Origin of the sequence: Hydrogenophaga sedimenti, assembly GCF_051857515.1 — a bacterium.
Lineage (GTDB): Bacteria > Pseudomonadota > Gammaproteobacteria > Burkholderiales > Burkholderiaceae_C > Hydrogenophaga.
This window is the reverse complement of sequence record NZ_JBPZHA010000001.1, coordinates 293,612-311,447: the sequence shown is the minus strand read 5'-3', so window position 1 is coordinate 311,447 and position 17,836 is coordinate 293,612. Positions and strand designations below refer to the sequence as shown.

Here is a 17,836-nt window from a genome sequence, read left to right as displayed (position 1 = left end):
TCTTTTGGATTCCATTTATATTCAGCACTGGCTTTGGCCAGCGGCAAACATGAAAGACACATGCCGTAAAAGTGCTACTTTGAAAAATCTTCCTTGCGGTTCAGTTTTATAGAGGCTTCGCAGTGAGAATTGTGCTTTTTTGCCACCCGGATTTCCTCAACTCGACCAGCATGCCTCTCTTCGCCAACATGATCCGTGAAGGAATGCTGGCCCGTGGCATTTCGGTTGAGTGCTGGACTCCTAAACCATTTTTTTATCGTATATCGGTCCCCTTCCTACAAAAATGGCTGGGGTATCTTGATCAGTTTGTTGTTTTTCCATTGCAAGTTCGCATTCGGCTATTAAATCAACCTGAAGATACTCTATTTGTTTTTTCAGATCAGGCGCTTGGGCCATGGGTGCCCTTGGTCAAACACCGCCCACATGTTGTTCATTGTCATGATTTTTTAGCGCTGCGATCTTCCTTGGATGAATTCCCTCAGAATCCGACCTCTTGGACAGGAAAAATCTACCAGAAGTGGATCAAGCGTGGCTTTAATCAAGCCATCAATTTCATTTGCGTTTCCCACCGGTCTGCCAAGGACCTAGCCCAGTTCTTAGACAATCCGGGCGCAGCATCCATTAAAGTAGTTCACAACCCACTTGACCCATTCTTCTCCACGATGCCTGCTGGAGATGCAAAAAGTCTACTCGCTTTACAAGATCTTGCCGAAATTAAGCATGGTTTTATATTACATGTCGGTGGCAATCAATGGTACAAAAATCGCGAAGGTGTACTCGCCATCTATGCCGCCTATGCTCGCCAAAATACCGCCCCCCTTCCGCTGCTAATGATCGGCGCACCCCCCTCAAAGCAACTTCAAGCAACTGCAAACTCCATTGGCAGGCCGGGCGAAGTTAAATTCTTAATTCGTCCTGAAACAAAAGTTGTTAAGGCTGCCTATTCGACTGCTTCTGCAATGCTTTTCCCGAGTATTGCAGAGGGCTTCGGCTGGCCCATCATTGAAGCAATGGCTTGCGGATGCCCTGTCCTTACAACAAATGATGCCCCTATGACGGAAGCGGGAGGGAATGTCGCAAACTACATACCAAAATTTGATACTGAGCGCACGGATACTTGGGCACGAGCCTGCGCTGATATTTTGGAATCGGTACTTCGTCAATCTCCATCAGAAAAATTGGCTTCGCGAGAGGCGGGTTTGGCCCATGCGAGATGCTTTGATAACAATTCAGTGATTGATCGCTATTTTTCAATATACGAAGACGTTATGAAGGCAGCAAAAAAATGAGATTGCTTCGTGTCATTCCAAGCCTAGATCCGCTCGGTGGCGGTCCTATGGAGGGCGCCAAGAATATTGATTCTTGCCTCGCCTCCAGAGGCATCAACGTTGAAGTCCTAACTCTTGATTCGCCAGATGCAGGTGATTTTTTGCAACAGTACCCAGCGACTGTACATGCATTAGGGCCTTCGAAATGGGGGTTTGGCTACAGTCCGCTTTTGGTTCCCTGGCTCAGGGAGCACGGTCCAAAGTTTGATGCCGTCATCGTCGACGGCCTTTGGCAGTACCACGGACTTGGTACATGGCTAGCTCTGAAAGATTCTCCCACGCCCTATTTTGTGCTTCCGCACGGCATGCTGGATCCATGGTTCAAATACAGATATCCACTTAAACACCTGAAGAAATGGCTTTATTGGCCTTGGGCTGAATATCGCCTCTTGCGCGATGCAAGGGCAGTGGTATTCACTTGTGAAGAAGAACGTCGTCTAGCACGTGATTCATTTTGGCTTTATCGCTGCAACGAGGCAGTGACGTCCTACGGCACGAAGGCACCGCCATCCAATGCGCAGGAATTAGCTCAAGCGTTCCGGCAGAAGCACCCAGAATTGGGCGGCAAGCGATTGCTGCTATTCCTAAGTCGCATCCACGAAAAGAAGGGCTGCGATCTGTTGCTTGAGGCGTTTGCCCGCGTCGCCGACCTCGACCCTGCACTGCACCTCGTGATGGCGGGTCCCGATCAGACTGGCTGGGTGGCAGTCCTGCAGCAGCAGGCGAGCGCGCTCGGCGTTGCCCATCGCATCTCATGGCCTGGCATGCTGACTGGCGATGACAAATGGGGAGCCTTTCACGCGGCGGAGGCTTTCTGTCTGCCTTCGCACCAAGAGAACTTTGGAATCGTCGTGGCCGAAGCGCTGGGTTGCAGCAAACCCGTGCTGATCAGCAACAAAGTCAACATCTGGCGGGAGATCGAGGGCGACCGAGCAGGCATCGTCAATGACGACACCCTAGAAGGGACTGTTGCCGGGTTGGCTTCTTGGCTAGCAATGGCTCCCGAGCGGCAAGAAGACATGCGGCTAGCTGCCCGCAATTGCTTTGAACAACGCTTTCAGATCGAACAGGTGGCGGAAAGCCTGATCCGGATCATCTCTGAGCATGTCGGCCAAGACACCTCTCCCGAGCCCCAACACCTGCAAAAGCCCGCATGACATGGACCCGTTGAATGCTGAGCACAGCCGGCCGCTAGAAGGAGGCGCCTCGTTTCCGTTAAGGCACCGTGTTTACCGACTCTTATGGGGGGCTACCTGGAGGCTGCTTGCTGCCTGGACCCCGCCTCCTTTACATCGTTGGCGAGCTTTCCTGCTCAGATGTTTTGGTGCCCGCGTACACCCAACTGCGCGGGTGTACGGAACTGCGTCTATCTGGTATCCACCCAACCTTACGATGCACGCCCACGCCGTGCTTGGGCCGGGGGCAAAGTGTTATTGCATGGGTCGAATCAGCATCGGTGAAAAAGCCATCATTTCTCAAGGTGCCTACCTTTGCGCGGGTACTCATGACATTGCAGATCCTCACTTTCAGCTGAAGTCATACCCCATCGAAATTGGGGCGATGGCTTGGGTTGCTGCTGAAGCCTTTGTCGGCCCTGGCGTCACGATTGGAGAGGCCGCAGTCATCGGCGCAAGAGCTGTCCTGTTCAGCGACGCAAAGCCCTATGGTGTTTATGTAGGCAACCCTGCTGCTTGGTTAAAGACACGTATTTTTAGAACGCCTCAGGGCGACCCGATCAATTCAACTAAATGAAGTTACTTTTCTACGGCATCAATTTCACGCCCGAACTGACGGGCATCGGCAAATACACCGGCGAGATGGCCGAATGGCTGGCGGCGGCGGGGCACGAAGTGCGCGTGATCACCGCGCCGCCCTATTACCCGGACTGGAAGGTCGGCGAGGGCCATTCGGCCACGCGCTACCGGCGCGAGCGCTGGCAGGGGGTCGAGGTCTGGCGCACACCGCTGTGGGTGCCCGCGCGCCCGGGCGGCCTGAAGCGCCTGGTGCACCTGGCGAGCTTTGCGCTGGCCAGCCTGCCGGCCTTGCTGGCGCAATGGCGCTGGAAGCCGGACGTGGTCTGGGTGGTGGAGCCGCCGCTGATGTGTGCGCCCGCGGCGGTGGCGTTCGCGAAGCTGCGCGGCGCCCGCAGCTGGCTGCATGTGCAGGACTACGAGGTGGACGCGGCGTTTGATCTCGGCTTGATCAAGGGCAAGGCCCTGCGGGGGCTGGTGCAGGCGGGCGAGCGCTGGCTGATGCGGCGCTTTGACCGGGTGTCGACGATTTCGGGCCGCATGCTCGACCTGGCCGCGCGCAAGGGCGTGGACACGCAGCGCCGGGTGTCGTTCCCCAACTGGGTGGACATCGACCACATCGTGCCGCTGACGGCGGCCAGCGCCTACCGGCAGTCGCTGGGGCTGGCGCCCGATGCGGTGGTGGCGCTGTATTCGGGGAACATGGGCAACAAGCAGGGGCTGGAGGTGCTGGCCGAGACGGCGCGGCTGTGCCTGCCGGATGCGCGTATCCGCTTCGTGTTCTGTGGCAACGGGGCCGGGCGGGCGGAGCTGGAGCGGCGCTGCGAGGGGCTGGCGAATGTGCAGTTTCTGCAGCTGCAGCCGCTGGAGCGGCTGGGCGAGTTGCTGGGGCTGGCCGATGTTCACCTGCTGCCGCAGCGGGCCGACGCGGCGGATCTGGTGATGCCGTCGAAGCTGACGGGCATGCTGGCCAGCGGTCGCGCGGTGCTGGCGACGGCGCTGCCCGAGATGGAGCTGGGCCGGGTGGTGGCGGTGGAGGCGGCGTGTGGTCTGATCGTGCCGCCCGAGGACCCGGCGGCGATGGCGGCGGCGCTGCAGAAGCTGGCGCAGGATCCGGCCTTGCGCGAGCGCCTGGGGCAGGCCGGGCGGCGGTATGCGGAGCGCGAGCTCGGCCGCGACCAGGTGTTGCGGCGTTTTGAGGATCAGTTGCGGGCGCTGACGGGTGCCGGTATGGCCGCAGGCGCAGACGCAGACGCGAAGGTGGCGCCGTGAAGATGTCGCTGCGGATGTTGCTGGTGTCGGCGGGGCTGCTGCTGGCGTACCAGCTGGTGCAGCTGCCGGTGATGCGGGGCATGTACTACCGCTGGGACAAGATGGCGCACGCGATGGCGTTCGCCACGGTGTACCTGGCGCTGGCCTGGGCGCTGCGCTGGCCGCGCCACCGGGTGGCGATGCTGGCGGCGGCGCTGGGGGCGGCGGTGGAGATTCACCAGTTTTTTCTGCCGGGCTTCTCGCCCAGCCTGGGTGACTGGGTGGCCGATCTGGTGGGTATCGGGCTGGTGATGGCCGCTTCGCGCGAATGGAAGATATGGAACGTCGGAACAAACAGATGAAAGAAGCTCAGCCAATGCCTCAGGCGCCCGATCTCCTGCCGGAGGCGCAGTTCCTCTCGGCCATCGAGGCGCTGCCGCTGGTGTCGGTGGACTGGGTGCTGAGCAACCCGGCCGGCGAGATTCTGGTGGGCCACCGGCTCAACGCGCCGGCGCGCGACACCTGGTTCACGCCGGGCGGGCGCGTCCGCAAGGGCGAGACCCTGCGCCAGGCGCGCACGCGGATCGCGGTGTCCGAGCTGGGCATTGCGGCGGCACTGGCCGAACAGTGGATCGATCGCTCGGAGCCGATGGGGGCCTGGGACCACCTGTTCCCGGACAGCACGATGAACGCCAACCTGCCGACGCACTATGTGAATCTGCCGTTCTGGCTGGCGCTCTCGGACGAAGAGCTGGAGTTCCTGCGCCTGCCGGTGGGCGAGCAGCACCGGGAGTGGGCCTGGGTGTCGGCCTCGCGCAAGCTGGCGGGCATGGAATTGCATGCCTATGTCCAGCCGTATGCCGACTGGGTCGACCGAAGGATTCACAGGGAGCATGGTCTTGTCTGAGTATTTCAGGAGCCACCGCGACGAAGGCCGCTGGCCGGGGCTCGCCTGGTGGCCGCTGCTGGCGCTGGTGGTGCTGGCGAGCGTGATCCGCGGGGGCAACCGCGGGGTGGCGCTGGTGGCGCTGGAGTGGCTGGCGCTGGCGGCGGCGCTGGGCTGGGCGCTGGGGGTGCGGGGGCTGGCGTGGCCGGCGAGCTGGGGCACGGGCTGGTCGCGGGCGCTGCGGGTGTCGCTGGTGTCGGCGCCGCTCTGGCTGGGGCTGCTTCAGCTGACGCCCTGGCCGGGGCTGGGGCGCATCAGCGCGGTGCCGGAGGCGACGGCGTTTGCCTTGCTGGCGGGCGTGCCGGTGGTGGTCTGTCTGGCGGCGGCGATGTCGGTCAGCCGGGCGCAGATGAAGACGCTGCTGCGGGTGTGGGCCTGCGTGGCGCTGGCGCAGGCGGTGCTGGGGCTGGCGCAGCAGGCGGCGCCGGAACCGCTGCACTTCGGGCTGGTCACGGCCGAGAAGGCGATTGGCACCCTGGCGAGCAAGAACACCTACGCCAACCTGCTGGTGATGGGCATGGCGCTGTGTCTGATGGCGCTGTTCGAGGCGCTGAAGGAGCGGCGGGGCGCGGGTGTCCGGCGGGCCTGGTTCTGGGGCATCGGCGCGGTGGTGCTGATGAGCACGGTCATGATCTCGACCTCGCGCACCGGCATCGCGACCGGGTTTCTGGTATTGCTGCTGGGTCTGGGCCTGATGTGGCCGCGCGCCGACCGTCCGCAGCAGCGGCGCCGGACGGTGGCGCTGAGGCTGGTGGTCGTGCTGGCGCTGGTCGGGCTGCTGGTGCTGATGGGCGGGCTGGACTGGGTCCAGCGCTTTGAGGACGACCGGCTGCTGGCCGACAGCGAGACCCGCGCAGCGCTGCGCTCGGTGGCGACTGCGCTGGCCTGGCAGGCGTTTCCCTGGGGCACGGGGGTGGGCAGTTTTGCCTGGGTGTCGTCGGCGTCGCAGCCGGCGGCGCTGGGCCAGTTCTGGATCAACCTGGCGCACAACGATTACGCGCAGTGGCTGGCAGACACCGGTCTGGCGGGGGTGCTGATGCTGGCGGCGGTGCTGGCGCTGCTGGCGCGGCGGGCCAGCCGCTGGGAGGGGGGTACCCTGTCGGTTGGCTGCGCCCTGGGCCTGCTGGCGGTGGGCCTGCACGCCTGGGTCGATTACCCGTTTCACATCCCGGCCAACAGCATGCTGGCGGCCACGCTGCTGGGCTGGCTGTTGCGCGAACCGGAATGAATACCAATGTCCGTCTGTTACAGACAGGAAATGTGAACAAATGTAAAATCAAAGGTTGCCTGCGGCTTTGAGGCGGGCAACGCAACCAGGAACCGGAAGATCATGAAAAGGCTGCTTTTGCGCGGTGGAAAGGCCCTGTTGGGGGCGGCAGTGCTGTGCACGGCCACCTGGGCGATGGCCCAGCAGGACGGCACCCGCCCGTCCCCGTCCGGCTCGCTGCAGTCGCCGACGGCGATCACGGGTTCGTCGGGGCTCAGGCCCAACGGCGACCCGGCACCGCTGAGCTCGCTGGCAAGCGTCGGCGCCGACTACCGGATCTCGCCCAACGACCTGCTGGAGTTCAACGTGTTCGGCATTCCGGACATGAAGCGCGACATCCGGGTCAACGCTTCGGGGCTGGTGTCGCTGCCGCTGATCGGGCCGGTCCAGATCGCGGGCCTGACGGCCCAGATGGCCGAGCAGCTGATCGCCTCGAAGTACAGCGAGAAGTACCTGCAGGACCCGCAGGTGAGCCTGTTCATCAAGGAATTCACCACCCAGCGCATCACGATCGAAGGCGCGGTCACCAAGCCGGGCATCTACCCGGTGACCGGCCAGCTGACGCTGCTGCGGGCGCTGGCGCTGGCCGGCGGCGGCGCCCAGTACGCCGACCTCAACGACATCATGCTGTACCGCCAGTTCCCGGACGGCAAGCGGGCGTCGTTCAAGTTCGACCTGGAGAAGGTGCGGGCCGGCGAAGTGGAAGACCCCGACGTGCGGGCCGACGACGTGATCGTGGTCAAGCGCGACCCGCGCCGCGCCGGTCTGCGCGACTCGCTGTTCCGCGACATCATCGACACCCTCAATCCGTTCTCGAGCCGCTACTGATCGCGGCGCTGCGTCCCTTTTCCCAGCCAACATGTCTCAACACGAACAGCTCCCCTCCATCCCGCAACCTCCGGGAGCGCTGACGGTGCGCCCCGCCGGGGCGCTGCAGACCCATGTGCTCATGCGCTCCGAAGCCGCGGCGGCCGAAGAGGGCGACGAGATCGACCTGCGCCAGCTCTGGCGCATGCTGGTCAAGCACTCGAAGATGATCGCGGGCACCGCCGCGCTGTGCGGGGTGGCGGCGCTGCTCTACACCCTGCGGGCCACGCCGGTCTACCAGGCCGAGGTGGTGCTGCAGATCGATCCGGCCGCCCAGCGGGTGGTGGGGTTCAAGTCGGAAAGCGATCTGGCCACCGACAACGCCAACTACTCCGACCCCGAGGTGCAGCTGCGCACGCAGATCGAGCTGCTCAACAGCCGCAGCCTGGCCGAGCGGGTGGTCGACGAGGTGGGGCTCTACCGCGCCAAGACGCCGGAGCAGCTGGGCGCGGCGGCCGACCCGGCACCGGCCGACTCGCTGCGCGCCGGCGACGGCGCCAGGGACGAGGACCCCGGCCTGCTCCAGCGCATGCGCCAGAACTTCGCCATGTGGTCCACGCCGTCGGTCAAGGACGAAAAAGCGCTGGACCGCAGCGACACGGTCTCGACCCTGCAGGGGTCGCTGACGGTGACGCCGCTGCGCAATACCCGTCTGGTGAGCGTGCAGGTCAACAACAAGGACCCGGAGCTGGCGGCGCGGATCGCCAACCAGATGGCCAAGTCGTTCATCGCGGTCAACCTGGAGCGCAAGCTGGAGTCGTCGGTCTACGCGCGCAGCTTCCTGGAAGACCAGATCCGGCAGGTCAAGGCCAAGCTGGAGGAGGCCGAGCGCAAGGTCAACGAATACGCGAAGAACAACTCGCTGCTGAACCTGGGCGACAAGGGCACCGCGAGCTCGCAGTCGTTCGTCGATTTCTCGGCGGCGCTGTCCAAGGCGGAGCAGGACCGCATCAAGGCCGAGTCGCTCTACAACCAGGTGAAGCTGGCGCCCGAGACGGCACCGCAGGTGCAGGACAACGACGCGATCAAGGCCTACAAGGAGCAGAAGGCCCGGCTGGAGGCCGAGTACGCCAAGAACCTGGCGACCTTCAAGCCCGACTTCCCGGGCATGGTGCAGGCGCGTGCGCAGCTCAACGAGCTGGACGCCCGCATCGACGCCGAAATCAAGACCGTGCTGGCCTCGATCAAGGTGCAGTACGAGGCGGCCCGCAAGCAGGAAGAGGCCCTCAAGTCGCGGGTGGCGACTTCGCGCTCGGAGCTGCAGTCGGTGCAGGACCGCAGCGTGGACATGAACCTGCTGCAGCGCGAGCTGGACACCAACCGGCAGGTGTATGACAGCCTGTTGCAGCGCCTGAAGGAAGTGAGCGTCACGGGCGGGCTGACGACCAACAACGTGAGCGTGGTCGACGAGGCGACGGTGCCGCTGTTCCCGTTCCGCCCGCGGCCGATGGTCAACATCGGCCTGGGGCTGATGCTGGGCCTGTTCCTGGGCGTGGCGCTGGCGCTGCTGCGCGAGCAGATGGACGACTCCATCAAGCACGCCGACGAGATCGAGTCGCAGTTTGGCGTGCCGCTGCTGGGCCTGATTCCGCTGACCAAGCCCGAAAAGGGGCTGGACGATGCGGTCGCGATGCTGGCGCACCTGGAGCCGCGCAGCGCGTTCGCCGAGGCTTACCGCAGCATGCGCACGGCGCTGCAGTTCTCGACCGCCGACGGCGCGCCCAAGCGTTTCATGGTGACCAGCTGCGGCAAGGCCGAGGGCAAGTCGACCACGGCGCTGGCGCTGGCGATCAACTTCGCGCAACTGGGACAGCGGGTGCTGCTGATCGACGCCGACATGCGCAAGCCCAGCATCCACAAGTCGCTGCGCATGCCCAACGAGCGCGGCCTGTCGAACCTGCTGACGGGCGACATGAAGGGCAACGAGATGCTGATCCACCCGACGGTGGTGCCCAGCCTGAGCGTGCTGACCGCCGGCCCGACGCCGCCGGACCCGGTGGAGCTGCTGATGGGGCCGAAGTTCGGCATGTTGCTGGAGAAGGCGCAGGAGCTGGGGTTCACGCAGGTCGTGATCGATGGCCCGCCGCTGCTGGGCATCGCCGACGCCATCGTGCTGGGCAACCAGATCCAGCACATCGTGTTTGCGGTCAAGGCCGCGGGCACCAAGCGCGCCAGCGTCAAGGACGCGCTGCGCCGGCTGCGCAATGCGGGCATCGCCCCGATGGGCGTGGTGCTGACGCACGCGCGCAGCGAACACAGCAGCGACTATTCCTACGAGGCCTACTACGGCTATGGCAACGAGCCGGCCGCCGCGGCGGCGGCCTTGCCGGCCTCGACGCAGCGAAGGGAACCGAGCCTGGGAAAAGCTGAGGGCCCGGGAGCTGGCGTTGCCGCCAGCGCATCCGGGCCCGCACCGCGCCGCCCGGGACCGCTGAACCGGCCGCTGTTGCTGGGTGGTGGTGCAGCAGCCACGGTGCTGCTGGCGGCGCTGGCCTGGGTGCTGTGGCCGTCGGCCACGCCCGAGAAGACCATCGCGAAGAACCACGCCGAGGGCGTCGTGAAGGACGTCGCGCCGCCGGCAACGGCACCCGCTGCCGCGGCCCCGGCGGCGATTGAGGCGCCGGTCGCCGCACCCGCGGTGCCTTCGCCCGCGCCCGTGGCGGCGGCTGCTCCGGCGGCGGCACCCGCGGCCGACGACGCCGTGTCGGCCCAGGCGCCGGAGCTGGCCTCGCTCAAGGACAGCCCGACCGACACCTGGCCTGCGCTGGCCGACCTCTGGGGCGCGAAGTTCAACCCCAACGGCGCCTGTGACAACGCCATCGCGGCCGGTCTGCAGTGTTTCCGCCTGCCGGCCGCCAGCGTGGCCGACCTGCGGGTGCTGGACCGGCCGGGGCTGGTGCAGCTCAAGCAGGGCGGCACCCAGCGCTGGGTGATGCTGCGCGCGCTGGACGCCAAGGGCGCGACGCTGGTCTCGGGTCCGCACACCTGGCGCCTGCCGGTGGCGGAGTTCGAGAAGCAGTGGTCGGGCGGCTATTCGACGCTGTGGCGCCTGCCGCCCGGGTTCCGCGAGCGGCTGTTCACCGCCAAGGCCAACGACGCGGCGGGCCAGTGGCTGGACACGCAGCTCAAGGCCCTGCAGAAACAGCAGAAGCTCGAGGCGACGGCCAACAGCTTCGAGGCCCGGGTGAAGCAGTTCCAGACGCAGTACCGCGTGCCGGGCGACGGCAAGGCCCAGCCGCCGATGTTCCTGCTCGTCAACCGGATGGTGTCGCTGGATGAGCCGCACCTGGCCTCCGGCGGCTGAAGGAACACCCCGGCATGGCAAGCACTCCGGCCGCCTCCTGGGGCGACGCGCTCGTCTCGACGCTGCTGGACTTCGAGCGCACGCCGGGCCGCTATCCGCAGGCGCTGCGCGAACCCCGCCTGCTGTACGACGGGGCCCACGCCGTGCTGCAACTGGCGGTGGGCCGCACGGTGGAGGGTCTGTCCACCCTCGGCGAGCGGCAGGAAGCGGCAGCGCGCCGGGCGGCGCGCTTTTTCGTGCGCACGGCCCTGCTGCGCCCCGACAACGACCACTACACCCTGCTCGGACTGGGCCGCAAGGCCGACGCCGAACAGGTGCGCGACCACTACCGGCTGATGATCCGGCTGACGCACCCGGACTTCGAAGCCGGTGGTGAGCACTGGCCGGCGGACGCCGCGTCGCGCATCAACATTGCCCACGACGTGCTGGCCTCGTCGGTGCGCCGTGCCGGCTACGACGCGACCCTGCCGGCGGGCACAGCGGCGATGCCCAAGCCGGCACCCGTGCCGGCGGCCGCTGGCGCACCCCGGCCGCGGGTCGGGCCGGTCCACCTGCGCAAGGGGTTGCCCGGCACCCCGATCTCCGACCGGTGGCGCCACCTGATGTCGACCCGGGCCAAGGTGTTCGCCGCGCTGGTCGGCGCGCTGGTGTGCGGCGCGGTGCTGCTGGTGCTCGACACGCCGGAAGAGGGTTCGCTGGCGGCGCGGCAGCGCACCGTGAGCGAGGACACGGCGTCGTATGTCGACGCCGGACCACGGCTGCCGGCACCGCCGGAGACGGTGGTGGCAGCCTCGCCAGCGATCCAGGACAAGGCACTGACGGCCACGCCGGCCACAGCGGCCACCGCGGCACGCACCGCTGCGCCGGCCCGGCCGGCCCCGGCAACGCCGCCGCCGGGCGAGCTCAGACTGACCATGGACACCCGGCTGGCGATGGCGCCCGCCCCTGGTCCCGCACCGGTGGCGGGAGATGCCGCGGCGACCGCCCCGGCGGTTTCTGCGGCACCCGTGCCCGCACCCACACCACCCGTGGCGGCCGCGGCGGAGCCTGCCGCCGCCGAACCGTCCGCGCGGCTGACCATGGCCCAGGTGCATCCGGCGCTGACCAATGTGGTCGGCAGCCTCTACAGCGGCCGGGGCGAGAGCCTGGCGCAGTGGATCGACCGCGACTGGCGTGCGCTGCCCGCCAACAGCGCCTTTGTCACGCAGTTCAACCAGTGGCTGGCCGGCCACAGGGTGACGCAGCTGGGCAAGGTGTCCTTCAAATCGAGAAACATGGGCGAACAGCTGGTGGTCGATGGCGTGGTGGAAGTGCACCTGCAGGACGGCAGCAACGCGGTGCAGGTGCGCGATCTGCAGTTGCGCGCCTATTTCCAGCCGCAGGACGGCCGGCCGGTCCTGACCCAACTGGTCGCGAGCCAGACACGATGAACGACGAACCGAATTTTTCCGACGCCCTGGCCGCAGCACCGCCGCGGTCGGCAGGTGCGTGGACACCCGCCCGGCTGGGCATCACGGCGGCGCTGGTGGTGGCAACGCTGTGGCTGGGCTGGAAGGCCTGGGACGTGAACACCACGATGGCGTGCTGGAAGAACGAGTGGCCGCAGCTGGCCATGTGCGACGACATCAACGGCCGCACGCTGGAAGAGAAGGTCGCCCGGCTGGAGCAGCGGCTGGCACAGAACCCCGGCGACACGCTGGCGCTGGTGGCGCTGACGGTGTACGCCCACCAGCCGGATGCGCCGGCGCACCTGGACCCGGCCGCCTTGCTGGAACGGGCCGGGAAGGTGGCGCCGCAGCAGGTCGATGTGTTGCGCTTGCAGGCGCACCACGCCATGAAGGCACAGCGCTGGACCGCGGCGCTGGACGCACTGATCCGGCTGTCGCAGTACCACGGCGATGCCGAGGCCACGCGCACGCTGACCGAGATGATCAACTTCGCACGCGTCAACGGCGAGGTGGGCAAGGCGCTGGTGGCGGCGGCCCGGGCCGACACCGGCTGGCTCGACCGCGTGCTGCGCGCGCTGCCGGCGGCCAAGGTGCCGACGGTGGTGGCGATGCCGCTGATCCAGCAGCTGGTGGAGCAGAAGACGCTGACGCCGAAACTGGGACTGGCCCTGATCCGCCAGCTCAAGGCCGAGGACCAGTGGCTGGATGCCCATGCGCTCTGGATGCAGTTGTGGAACAAGCCCCTGCCGATGCTGTTCAACGGCGACTTCGAGCAGCCTTTCCTGACCGGCGGCTTCGACTGGGAGACGCCGGGCAGCAACGACCACCGGGCCGGTGCGCAGGTATCGCTCTCGGGGCGCAAGGAGCGCGGGCAGGTGATGCGGGTGGAGTTCCGGGGCAAGGCGCTGTCCACCCCGATCGTGCGCCAGATCCTGATGCTGCCGCCGGGGCACTACCGCTTCACCGGCGAGTACCAGGCCACGGAACTGCGCAGCGAACAGGGACTGGCCTGGGTCTTTGCCTGCGCGGGTTCGCGCGGCGAGATCACCCGGGTGCCTTCGCTCAAGACCACCGGCCGCGACTGGAAACGCATGGACGTGGCGCTGGAAGTGCCCCCCGAGTGCGGCTTCGGCGTCTCGCTGGGCCTGCAGCCGCAGGCCGACTTCGAGGCCCGCACCGGCATGCGGGGCGAGATGCTGTTCGACAACTTCCAGTTGTCCATGGAGACGCCGCCATGATCGACCTGCACAGCCACATCCTGCCGGGCATCGACGACGGCGCCAAGACGCTGGAGGTGTCGCTGGAAATGGCGCGCATCGCGGTGGACGACGGCATCCGGACGATGGCCTGCACGCCACACATCTATCCGGGCATGTACATGAACGACGGCCCCGGCATCGCCGCCGCCCGCGATGCGCTGCAGGCCGAGCTGGACCAGGCGGGCATCGCGCTGCAGCTGGTGGTGGGAGCCGATGTGCACCTGGTGCCCGGTCTGATCGACGGTCTGCGCAGCGGTCAGGTGCCCACCCTGCACGGATCACGCTACTTTCTGCTGGAACCTTCGCACACCACGCCGCCGCCGCGGCTGGAGGAATCGGTCTTCAACCTGATCGCCTCGGGCTACACACCGGTGATCACGCATCCGGAACGGCTGACCTGGGTGGAAGGTCACTTTCCAGTGTTCCAGCGGCTGATCGGTCAGGGAGCCTGGATGCAGGTGACGGCCGGCGCGCTGACCGGCATGTTCGGTCCGCGGGCGAAATACTGGGGCGAGCGCTTCGTCGGCGACGGCCTCACCCACCTCCTGGCGACCGACGCGCACTCGAACGGCCGGCGGCGGCCGCGGCTGAGCGAGGGGCTGGCGGTGGTGGAGCGGCTGGTCGGCGCCCAGGAGGCGCGGCGCATGGTCCTGGAAAGACCTCAAGCCGTACTCGACAATGCGCCGCCACAGGAGCACGAACTGCCCCAAAAAGAGGCCGCGCGCCCCACTTTGATCCGCCAATGGCTCTCCCGCTTCCGTTCCCGCGCCTGAAGGGGTCGCATCGACGCATCAAATTCGCGCAATGTGTTGAATTCAAGGGATTTTTTACCGGTTCGGTTGACGCCATCCGAGCCTGCGCTTAACATTGTTACAACTTCCGGGGTACTCACATGAAAAAACTGGTTCTCTCACTTGCCGTCCTGTCCGTTTCGGGCGTTGCATTCGCCCAGGCGACCGCCTCTGGCGTGACAGGTCTGGTGACCGCCACGTCGGGCAACCAGCTGATCAACGTGACGAACGGAACGTCCATTCCCTCCGGCGCCGTGGTGAGTGCCACCGGCAACGGCGGTGTGACCCTCTCGATGCCGGGTTGCGTGGCGACCCTCGGCCCGGGCCAGTCGATGACCGTGACGCAGGCAGCCTGCCAGCAGTTCGTGGCCGCCGGTGGTGGCGCAGGTGCCGGTGCTGGCGGCGGCACGTTCTTCACGCCTACCAACATGCTGCTGGGCGGCGCCGGTCTCGGCGCGTTGGCCTACAACGTGAACCGCAACCGCAACAACAACGCGGCCACCCCTGCGATCCCGGCCACGCCGGCCAGCCCCGGAACGCCGGCCACGCCTGCGACCCCCGCGACGCCGGCAGGTCCCAGCAACAGCTGATTCCGGATCACCCAGCAAAAAAGGCCCTTCGGGCCTTTTTTGTTGTCCATCGAATTTCTATGCACATCCTCGTCATCGGCGGAGCGGGCTACATCGGCTCCCACATGGTCAAGTTTCTCGGCCGGCAGGGCTGCCGGGTGACCACCCTGGACAACCTGGCCGGCGGGCACCGCGACGCGGTGCTGCATGGCGACTTCGTGCAGGGGGATATCGCGGACCGGGCGGGCCTGGACGCCCTGTTCCGGGGGCAGCACTTTGACGCAGTGATGCACTTCGCGTCGTTCATCCAGGTGGGCGAGTCGGTGACCGCCCCGGCGCGGTACTACCAGAACAATCTGGTGAACACGCTGAACCTGCTGGACGCGATGCGCGACGCGAACATCGACAAGTTCATCTTCTCGTCGACGGCCGCCATCTTCGGCGAACCCCGGAGCGACCGCATCGACGAGGCGCACCCGAGGCAGCCGATCAACCCGTACGGCCGGACCAAGCTGATGGTGGAGCAGGTGCTGGCCGACTACGACGCCGCCTACGGGTTGAAGTCGGTGTGCCTGCGCTACTTCAACGCCGCAGGCGCCGACCCGGAAGGCGAACTGGGCGAGCGCCACGAGCCCGAAACCCACCTGATCCCGCTGGTGCTGCGGGCCGCCTCGGGCCGCCGCCCGCACATCACGGTGTTCGGGCGCGACTACGACACGCCGGACGGAACCTGCATCCGCGACTATGTGCACATCAACGATCTGTGCAGCGCGCACTGGCTGGCGCTGCAGTCGCTGCTGTCCGGCGGCGGCAGCCAGGCGTTCAACCTGGGCAATGGCAGCGGTTTTTCCGTGCAGCAGGTGATCGACACCGCGCGCCGGGTCACGGGGCGGGAGATCCCGGTGCAATACGCCGACCGCCGCGCCGGCGATCCTGCCCGCCTGGTGGCCGATGCGACCCGTGCGGTCGCGCAGCTGGGATGGGCGCCCCGGTACGCGGCGCTGGACACGCTGATCGAGCACGCCTGGCGCTGGGAGCAGAAAGTCTTATTGCGGGGTTGAAGCAGGTACGACGGAAGGCCGCAGAGCGGCGTCCCACCAAAGAATCCGCGAAAGTTTGAGCACAGCAGGCCGATAGAGGAAACATCGTCGGGTCACAGCCGCAAGGCCGCAGACCCGGATGTCCCATCCTCAAGGACTGCTGCCATGTTCAAGCCCAGCGCACCGCGGACCGCTTCCGCTCCCGTCCAGCCGGCCGGCGTTCGCCGCCACCTGGCCCAGCTCCTGATCGCCGCCGCCGCCATCTGCGCGGTTTCGGGCCAGGCCCGCGCCGAAGAAGGACCCGCCCTGAAGGACAACGCCGTGGCCGGGCAGGTGGCCGACGTCGGCTCGACCGGCCTCGGTCTGGCGCTCGGCGCGGCCGAAGCCAACCCGCTGGGCATCCTGACCCTGGGCGTGAAGGCGATTGCCTACAAACAGATCCAGGCAGCTCCCGCGACCGAACAGCCGGCCATGTGGAGCGCCTACGGCGCCTTCGGCTGGGGCGCCACCGCCAACAACCTGTGCGTGATCGCCGCGATCGCCACCGGCGGGGCCGCCGCCGCGCTGTGCCCGCTGATCGGCGTGGTCGCCGGGGTCACGGTCTACAACGGCGACGAGGACAAGCGCAACCGCGAGACCTTCGCCGCCATCTGCCAGGAACAGCGCCGCGCCAAGCCCGACCTGGTGTGCGAATACAAGGACAGCAAGGGCTGAGCCTGCGCCCGGCCGCCGCCCGCGTTCAGCGCGGCCAGAGCACCCACATCTGCAGCGGCTGCTTCAGCCGCGAGGCCAGCTGGTAGGCCGGTTCGCTCCAGCCACCCCAACCGGTGAACAGGTCGGCACGCACCGCGCCCGTGATCGCCCCCCCGGTGTCCTGCGCCATCACCAGCTTCTGCTGGTTCAGCGCCGGCCCCTGCGTCGCGAGCCAGACCGGTGTGCCGTAGGGCACGCTCTGCGGATCGACTGCGATCGACCGCCCCGGCGTCAGCGCCACGCCCTGTGCCCCCGACGGACCGAACTTCGCATCCAGCGCGTTCAGCGGCACTTCCTTGAAAAACACCGTGCGCGGGTTGCTCCAGAGCATCTCGTTGAGCCGCTTCGGGTTCTGCGCCGCCCAGGCGCGGATGCCTTCCCAGCCCGAACCGCGGCTGTCGCCCTGGTCGAGCAGCCACTTGCCCACGCTCTGGTAGGGGTGGCCGTTGTGGCCGGCGAAGGTCAGGCGCACGGTCTTGATGCTGCCGTCGGCCTCGCGCAGGTTGATGCGGCCCGAGCCCTGGATCTGCAGCACCAGCGCGTCGATCGGGTCGGCCAGCCAGGCGATCGCCCGGTCCTTGAGCACGGCCTGCGCGGCGGGCAGGGTGTCGATCTCCTGCCGGCTGTACCAGGGCTGGCCGGTGCGCAGCCCGGGCGGCACGCCGTACAGAGGCACGCGCTGCGTCGCGGTCGGCAGGCGGGAGCCGTTCAGCACGGGCTCGTAGTAACCGGTCAGCAGGCCCGGCGGCGGCCGGCCCTCGGTGTCGGTCACGCGGTAGGGCCGGAAGCGGCGTTCGATCCAGGCCTGCTGCTCGGCCGCGTCGGCCATGGTCAGCGGGCGCAGTTCGGCGCAGAGCGCGGCCTGCCCGGCGGCGGGCTTCTCGCAACCGCGCACCCAGGCGCTCCACACCTCATGCAGTGGGTCGTTCCCCCAGCCGGGCAGCTCGCTCCAGCGCACCGGCACCCAGCGGGCGGTGGCGCGCTGGATCGCCGGCGGCAGCGGGTCGGTGTCGGCCACCGGGCCGGGCGGTGTCTTCGGCACCTCGACCGTCGTGCAGGCGGCCAGGCTGCCTACAATCAGCGCCGCCGTCCACCTTGCCCAACCGTTCCACGCCACGCCCATGCTCCTGCTGATGCTTGAAGCGCTCGCCGCGCTGGTGTTGCTGATCTTCATCGTGTGGTGGACCATGTTCTCGGGTCGCAAGAAGGGCGAGTTGCCCGAGGAGCACCGGCAGGAAACGCCGGACAAAGACAGGCGCTGA

The 17,836-nt window shown here is 66.8% G+C and carries 17 protein-coding genes; 16 read left to right on the top strand and 1 reads right to left on the bottom strand.

Annotation, left to right across the window (positions count from 1 at the left end; all coding sequences use genetic code 11):
- Positions 1–170: 170 nt before the first annotated feature.
- The 15 genes from ACS5NL_RS01495 (at position 171) to ACS5NL_RS01425 (ending at position 16,535) form a co-directional block, all read left to right on the top strand.
- Positions 171–1,289 (top strand): glycosyltransferase, encoded by a 1,119-nt coding sequence (locus ACS5NL_RS01495; protein WP_439351794.1) that lies wholly within the window; start codon positions 171–173, stop codon positions 1,287–1,289.
- The gene (locus tag ACS5NL_RS01490) at positions 1,286–2,485 is read left to right on the top strand and encodes a glycosyltransferase (protein ID WP_439351793.1); all 1,200 of its coding nucleotides are present in this window, start codon (positions 1,286–1,288) and stop codon (positions 2,483–2,485) included. The genes ACS5NL_RS01495 and ACS5NL_RS01490 overlap by 4 nt, the downstream gene beginning before the upstream one ends.
- A 280-nt stretch (positions 2,486–2,765) precedes the next feature.
- Positions 2,766–3,080, top strand: a complete 315-nt coding sequence (locus tag ACS5NL_RS01485) for an LbetaH domain-containing protein (RefSeq protein ID WP_439351792.1) — start codon at positions 2,766–2,768, stop codon at positions 3,078–3,080.
- Complete coding sequence (locus ACS5NL_RS01480; RefSeq protein ID WP_439351791.1) at positions 3,077–4,351, top strand: glycosyltransferase WbuB; 1,275 nt, start codon at positions 3,077–3,079, stop codon at positions 4,349–4,351. The genes ACS5NL_RS01485 and ACS5NL_RS01480 overlap by 4 nt, the downstream gene beginning before the upstream one ends.
- A 2-nt stretch (positions 4,352–4,353) precedes the next feature.
- On the top strand, positions 4,354–4,692 hold the full coding sequence (locus ACS5NL_RS01475) for a VanZ family protein (protein ID WP_439352035.1): 339 nt from the start codon (positions 4,354–4,356) through the stop codon (positions 4,690–4,692).
- Positions 4,689–5,237 carry an NUDIX domain-containing protein gene (locus tag ACS5NL_RS01470; protein WP_439351790.1) on the top strand — a complete coding sequence of 183 codons (549 nt, stop codon included), beginning with the start codon at positions 4,689–4,691 and terminating at the stop codon, positions 5,235–5,237. Before ACS5NL_RS01475 ends, ACS5NL_RS01470 begins: the two co-directional genes overlap by 4 nt.
- Positions 5,224–6,504 carry an O-antigen ligase family protein gene (locus ACS5NL_RS01465; RefSeq protein ID WP_439351789.1) on the top strand — a complete coding sequence of 427 codons (1,281 nt, stop codon included), beginning with the start codon at positions 5,224–5,226 and terminating at the stop codon, positions 6,502–6,504. The genes ACS5NL_RS01470 and ACS5NL_RS01465 overlap by 14 nt, the downstream gene beginning before the upstream one ends.
- A 102-nt stretch (positions 6,505–6,606) precedes the next feature.
- The gene (locus ACS5NL_RS01460; RefSeq protein ID WP_439351788.1) at positions 6,607–7,371 is read left to right on the top strand and encodes a polysaccharide biosynthesis/export family protein; all 765 of its coding nucleotides are present in this window, start codon (positions 6,607–6,609) and stop codon (positions 7,369–7,371) included.
- Positions 7,372–7,402: 31 nt separating this feature from the next.
- Positions 7,403–10,714 carry a GumC family protein gene (locus tag ACS5NL_RS01455; RefSeq protein ID WP_439351787.1) on the top strand — a complete coding sequence of 1,104 codons (3,312 nt, stop codon included), beginning with the start codon at positions 7,403–7,405 and terminating at the stop codon, positions 10,712–10,714.
- 14 nt (positions 10,715–10,728) lie between these two features.
- Positions 10,729–12,144, top strand: coding sequence for a J domain-containing protein (locus ACS5NL_RS01450; protein ID WP_439351786.1), 1,416 nt, complete (start codon positions 10,729–10,731; stop codon positions 12,142–12,144).
- Positions 12,141–13,400 (top strand): tetratricopeptide repeat protein, encoded by a 1,260-nt coding sequence (locus tag ACS5NL_RS01445; protein ID WP_439351785.1) that lies wholly within the window; start codon positions 12,141–12,143, stop codon positions 13,398–13,400. The genes ACS5NL_RS01450 and ACS5NL_RS01445 overlap by 4 nt, the downstream gene beginning before the upstream one ends.
- Positions 13,397–14,194, top strand: a complete 798-nt coding sequence (locus ACS5NL_RS01440) for a tyrosine-protein phosphatase (protein WP_439351784.1) — start codon at positions 13,397–13,399, stop codon at positions 14,192–14,194. Before ACS5NL_RS01445 ends, ACS5NL_RS01440 begins: the two co-directional genes overlap by 4 nt.
- Positions 14,195–14,313: 119 nt before the next feature.
- Positions 14,314–14,802 (top strand): hypothetical protein, encoded by a 489-nt coding sequence (locus tag ACS5NL_RS01435; RefSeq protein ID WP_439351783.1) that lies wholly within the window; start codon positions 14,314–14,316, stop codon positions 14,800–14,802.
- Between the two features lie 59 nt (positions 14,803–14,861).
- The gene (galE, locus tag ACS5NL_RS01430; protein ID WP_439351782.1) at positions 14,862–15,842 is read left to right on the top strand and encodes a UDP-glucose 4-epimerase GalE; all 981 of its coding nucleotides are present in this window, start codon (positions 14,862–14,864) and stop codon (positions 15,840–15,842) included.
- A 144-nt stretch (positions 15,843–15,986) separates the two neighbouring features.
- Positions 15,987–16,535 (top strand): hypothetical protein, encoded by a 549-nt coding sequence (locus ACS5NL_RS01425; RefSeq protein WP_439351781.1) that lies wholly within the window; start codon positions 15,987–15,989, stop codon positions 16,533–16,535.
- 25 nt (positions 16,536–16,560) lie between these two features.
- On the opposite strand, the gene mltA is transcribed toward ACS5NL_RS01425, so the two are convergent.
- Positions 16,561–17,763, bottom strand: coding sequence for a murein transglycosylase A (mltA, locus tag ACS5NL_RS01420; RefSeq protein ID WP_439351780.1), 1,203 nt, complete (start codon positions 17,761–17,763; stop codon positions 16,561–16,563).
- Between mltA and ACS5NL_RS01415 the strand changes: the two genes are divergently transcribed.
- Positions 17,696–17,836, top strand: coding sequence for a hypothetical protein (locus tag ACS5NL_RS01415; RefSeq protein ID WP_439351779.1), 141 nt, complete (start codon positions 17,696–17,698; stop codon positions 17,834–17,836). The two genes, mltA and ACS5NL_RS01415, sit on opposite strands and share 68 nt — an antisense overlap.

Bases quoted from the DNA above. Each gene is read 5' to 3' on its own strand.
- ACS5NL_RS01450 (WP_439351786.1), top strand. From the start codon at position 10,729: ATGGCAAGCACTCCGGCCGCCTCCTGGGGCGACGCGCTCGTCTCGACG.
- mltA (WP_439351780.1), bottom strand. From the start codon at position 17,763: ATGGTCCACCACACGATGAAGATCAGCAACACCAGCGCGGCGAGCGCT.
- galE (WP_439351782.1), top strand. From the start codon at position 14,862: ATGCACATCCTCGTCATCGGCGGAGCGGGCTACATCGGCTCCCACATG.
- ACS5NL_RS01435 (WP_439351783.1), top strand. From the start codon at position 14,314: ATGAAAAAACTGGTTCTCTCACTTGCCGTCCTGTCCGTTTCGGGCGTT.
- ACS5NL_RS01475 (WP_439352035.1), top strand. From the start codon at position 4,354: ATGTCGCTGCGGATGTTGCTGGTGTCGGCGGGGCTGCTGCTGGCGTAC.
- ACS5NL_RS01440 (WP_439351784.1), top strand. From the start codon at position 13,397: ATGATCGACCTGCACAGCCACATCCTGCCGGGCATCGACGACGGCGCC.
- ACS5NL_RS01485 (WP_439351792.1), top strand. From the start codon at position 2,766: ATGGGTCGAATCAGCATCGGTGAAAAAGCCATCATTTCTCAAGGTGCC.
- ACS5NL_RS01415 (WP_439351779.1), top strand. From the start codon at position 17,696: ATGCTCCTGCTGATGCTTGAAGCGCTCGCCGCGCTGGTGTTGCTGATC.
- ACS5NL_RS01495 (WP_439351794.1), top strand. From the start codon at position 171: ATGCCTCTCTTCGCCAACATGATCCGTGAAGGAATGCTGGCCCGTGGC.
- ACS5NL_RS01470 (WP_439351790.1), top strand. From the start codon at position 4,689: ATGAAAGAAGCTCAGCCAATGCCTCAGGCGCCCGATCTCCTGCCGGAG.
- ACS5NL_RS01460 (WP_439351788.1), top strand. From the start codon at position 6,607: ATGAAAAGGCTGCTTTTGCGCGGTGGAAAGGCCCTGTTGGGGGCGGCA.
- ACS5NL_RS01445 (WP_439351785.1), top strand. From the start codon at position 12,141: ATGAACGACGAACCGAATTTTTCCGACGCCCTGGCCGCAGCACCGCCG.
- ACS5NL_RS01490 (WP_439351793.1), top strand. From the start codon at position 1,286: ATGAGATTGCTTCGTGTCATTCCAAGCCTAGATCCGCTCGGTGGCGGT.
- ACS5NL_RS01425 (WP_439351781.1), top strand. From the start codon at position 15,987: ATGTTCAAGCCCAGCGCACCGCGGACCGCTTCCGCTCCCGTCCAGCCG.
- ACS5NL_RS01480 (WP_439351791.1), top strand. From the start codon at position 3,077: ATGAAGTTACTTTTCTACGGCATCAATTTCACGCCCGAACTGACGGGC.
- ACS5NL_RS01455 (WP_439351787.1), top strand. From the start codon at position 7,403: ATGTCTCAACACGAACAGCTCCCCTCCATCCCGCAACCTCCGGGAGCG.
- ACS5NL_RS01465 (WP_439351789.1), top strand. From the start codon at position 5,224: ATGGTCTTGTCTGAGTATTTCAGGAGCCACCGCGACGAAGGCCGCTGG.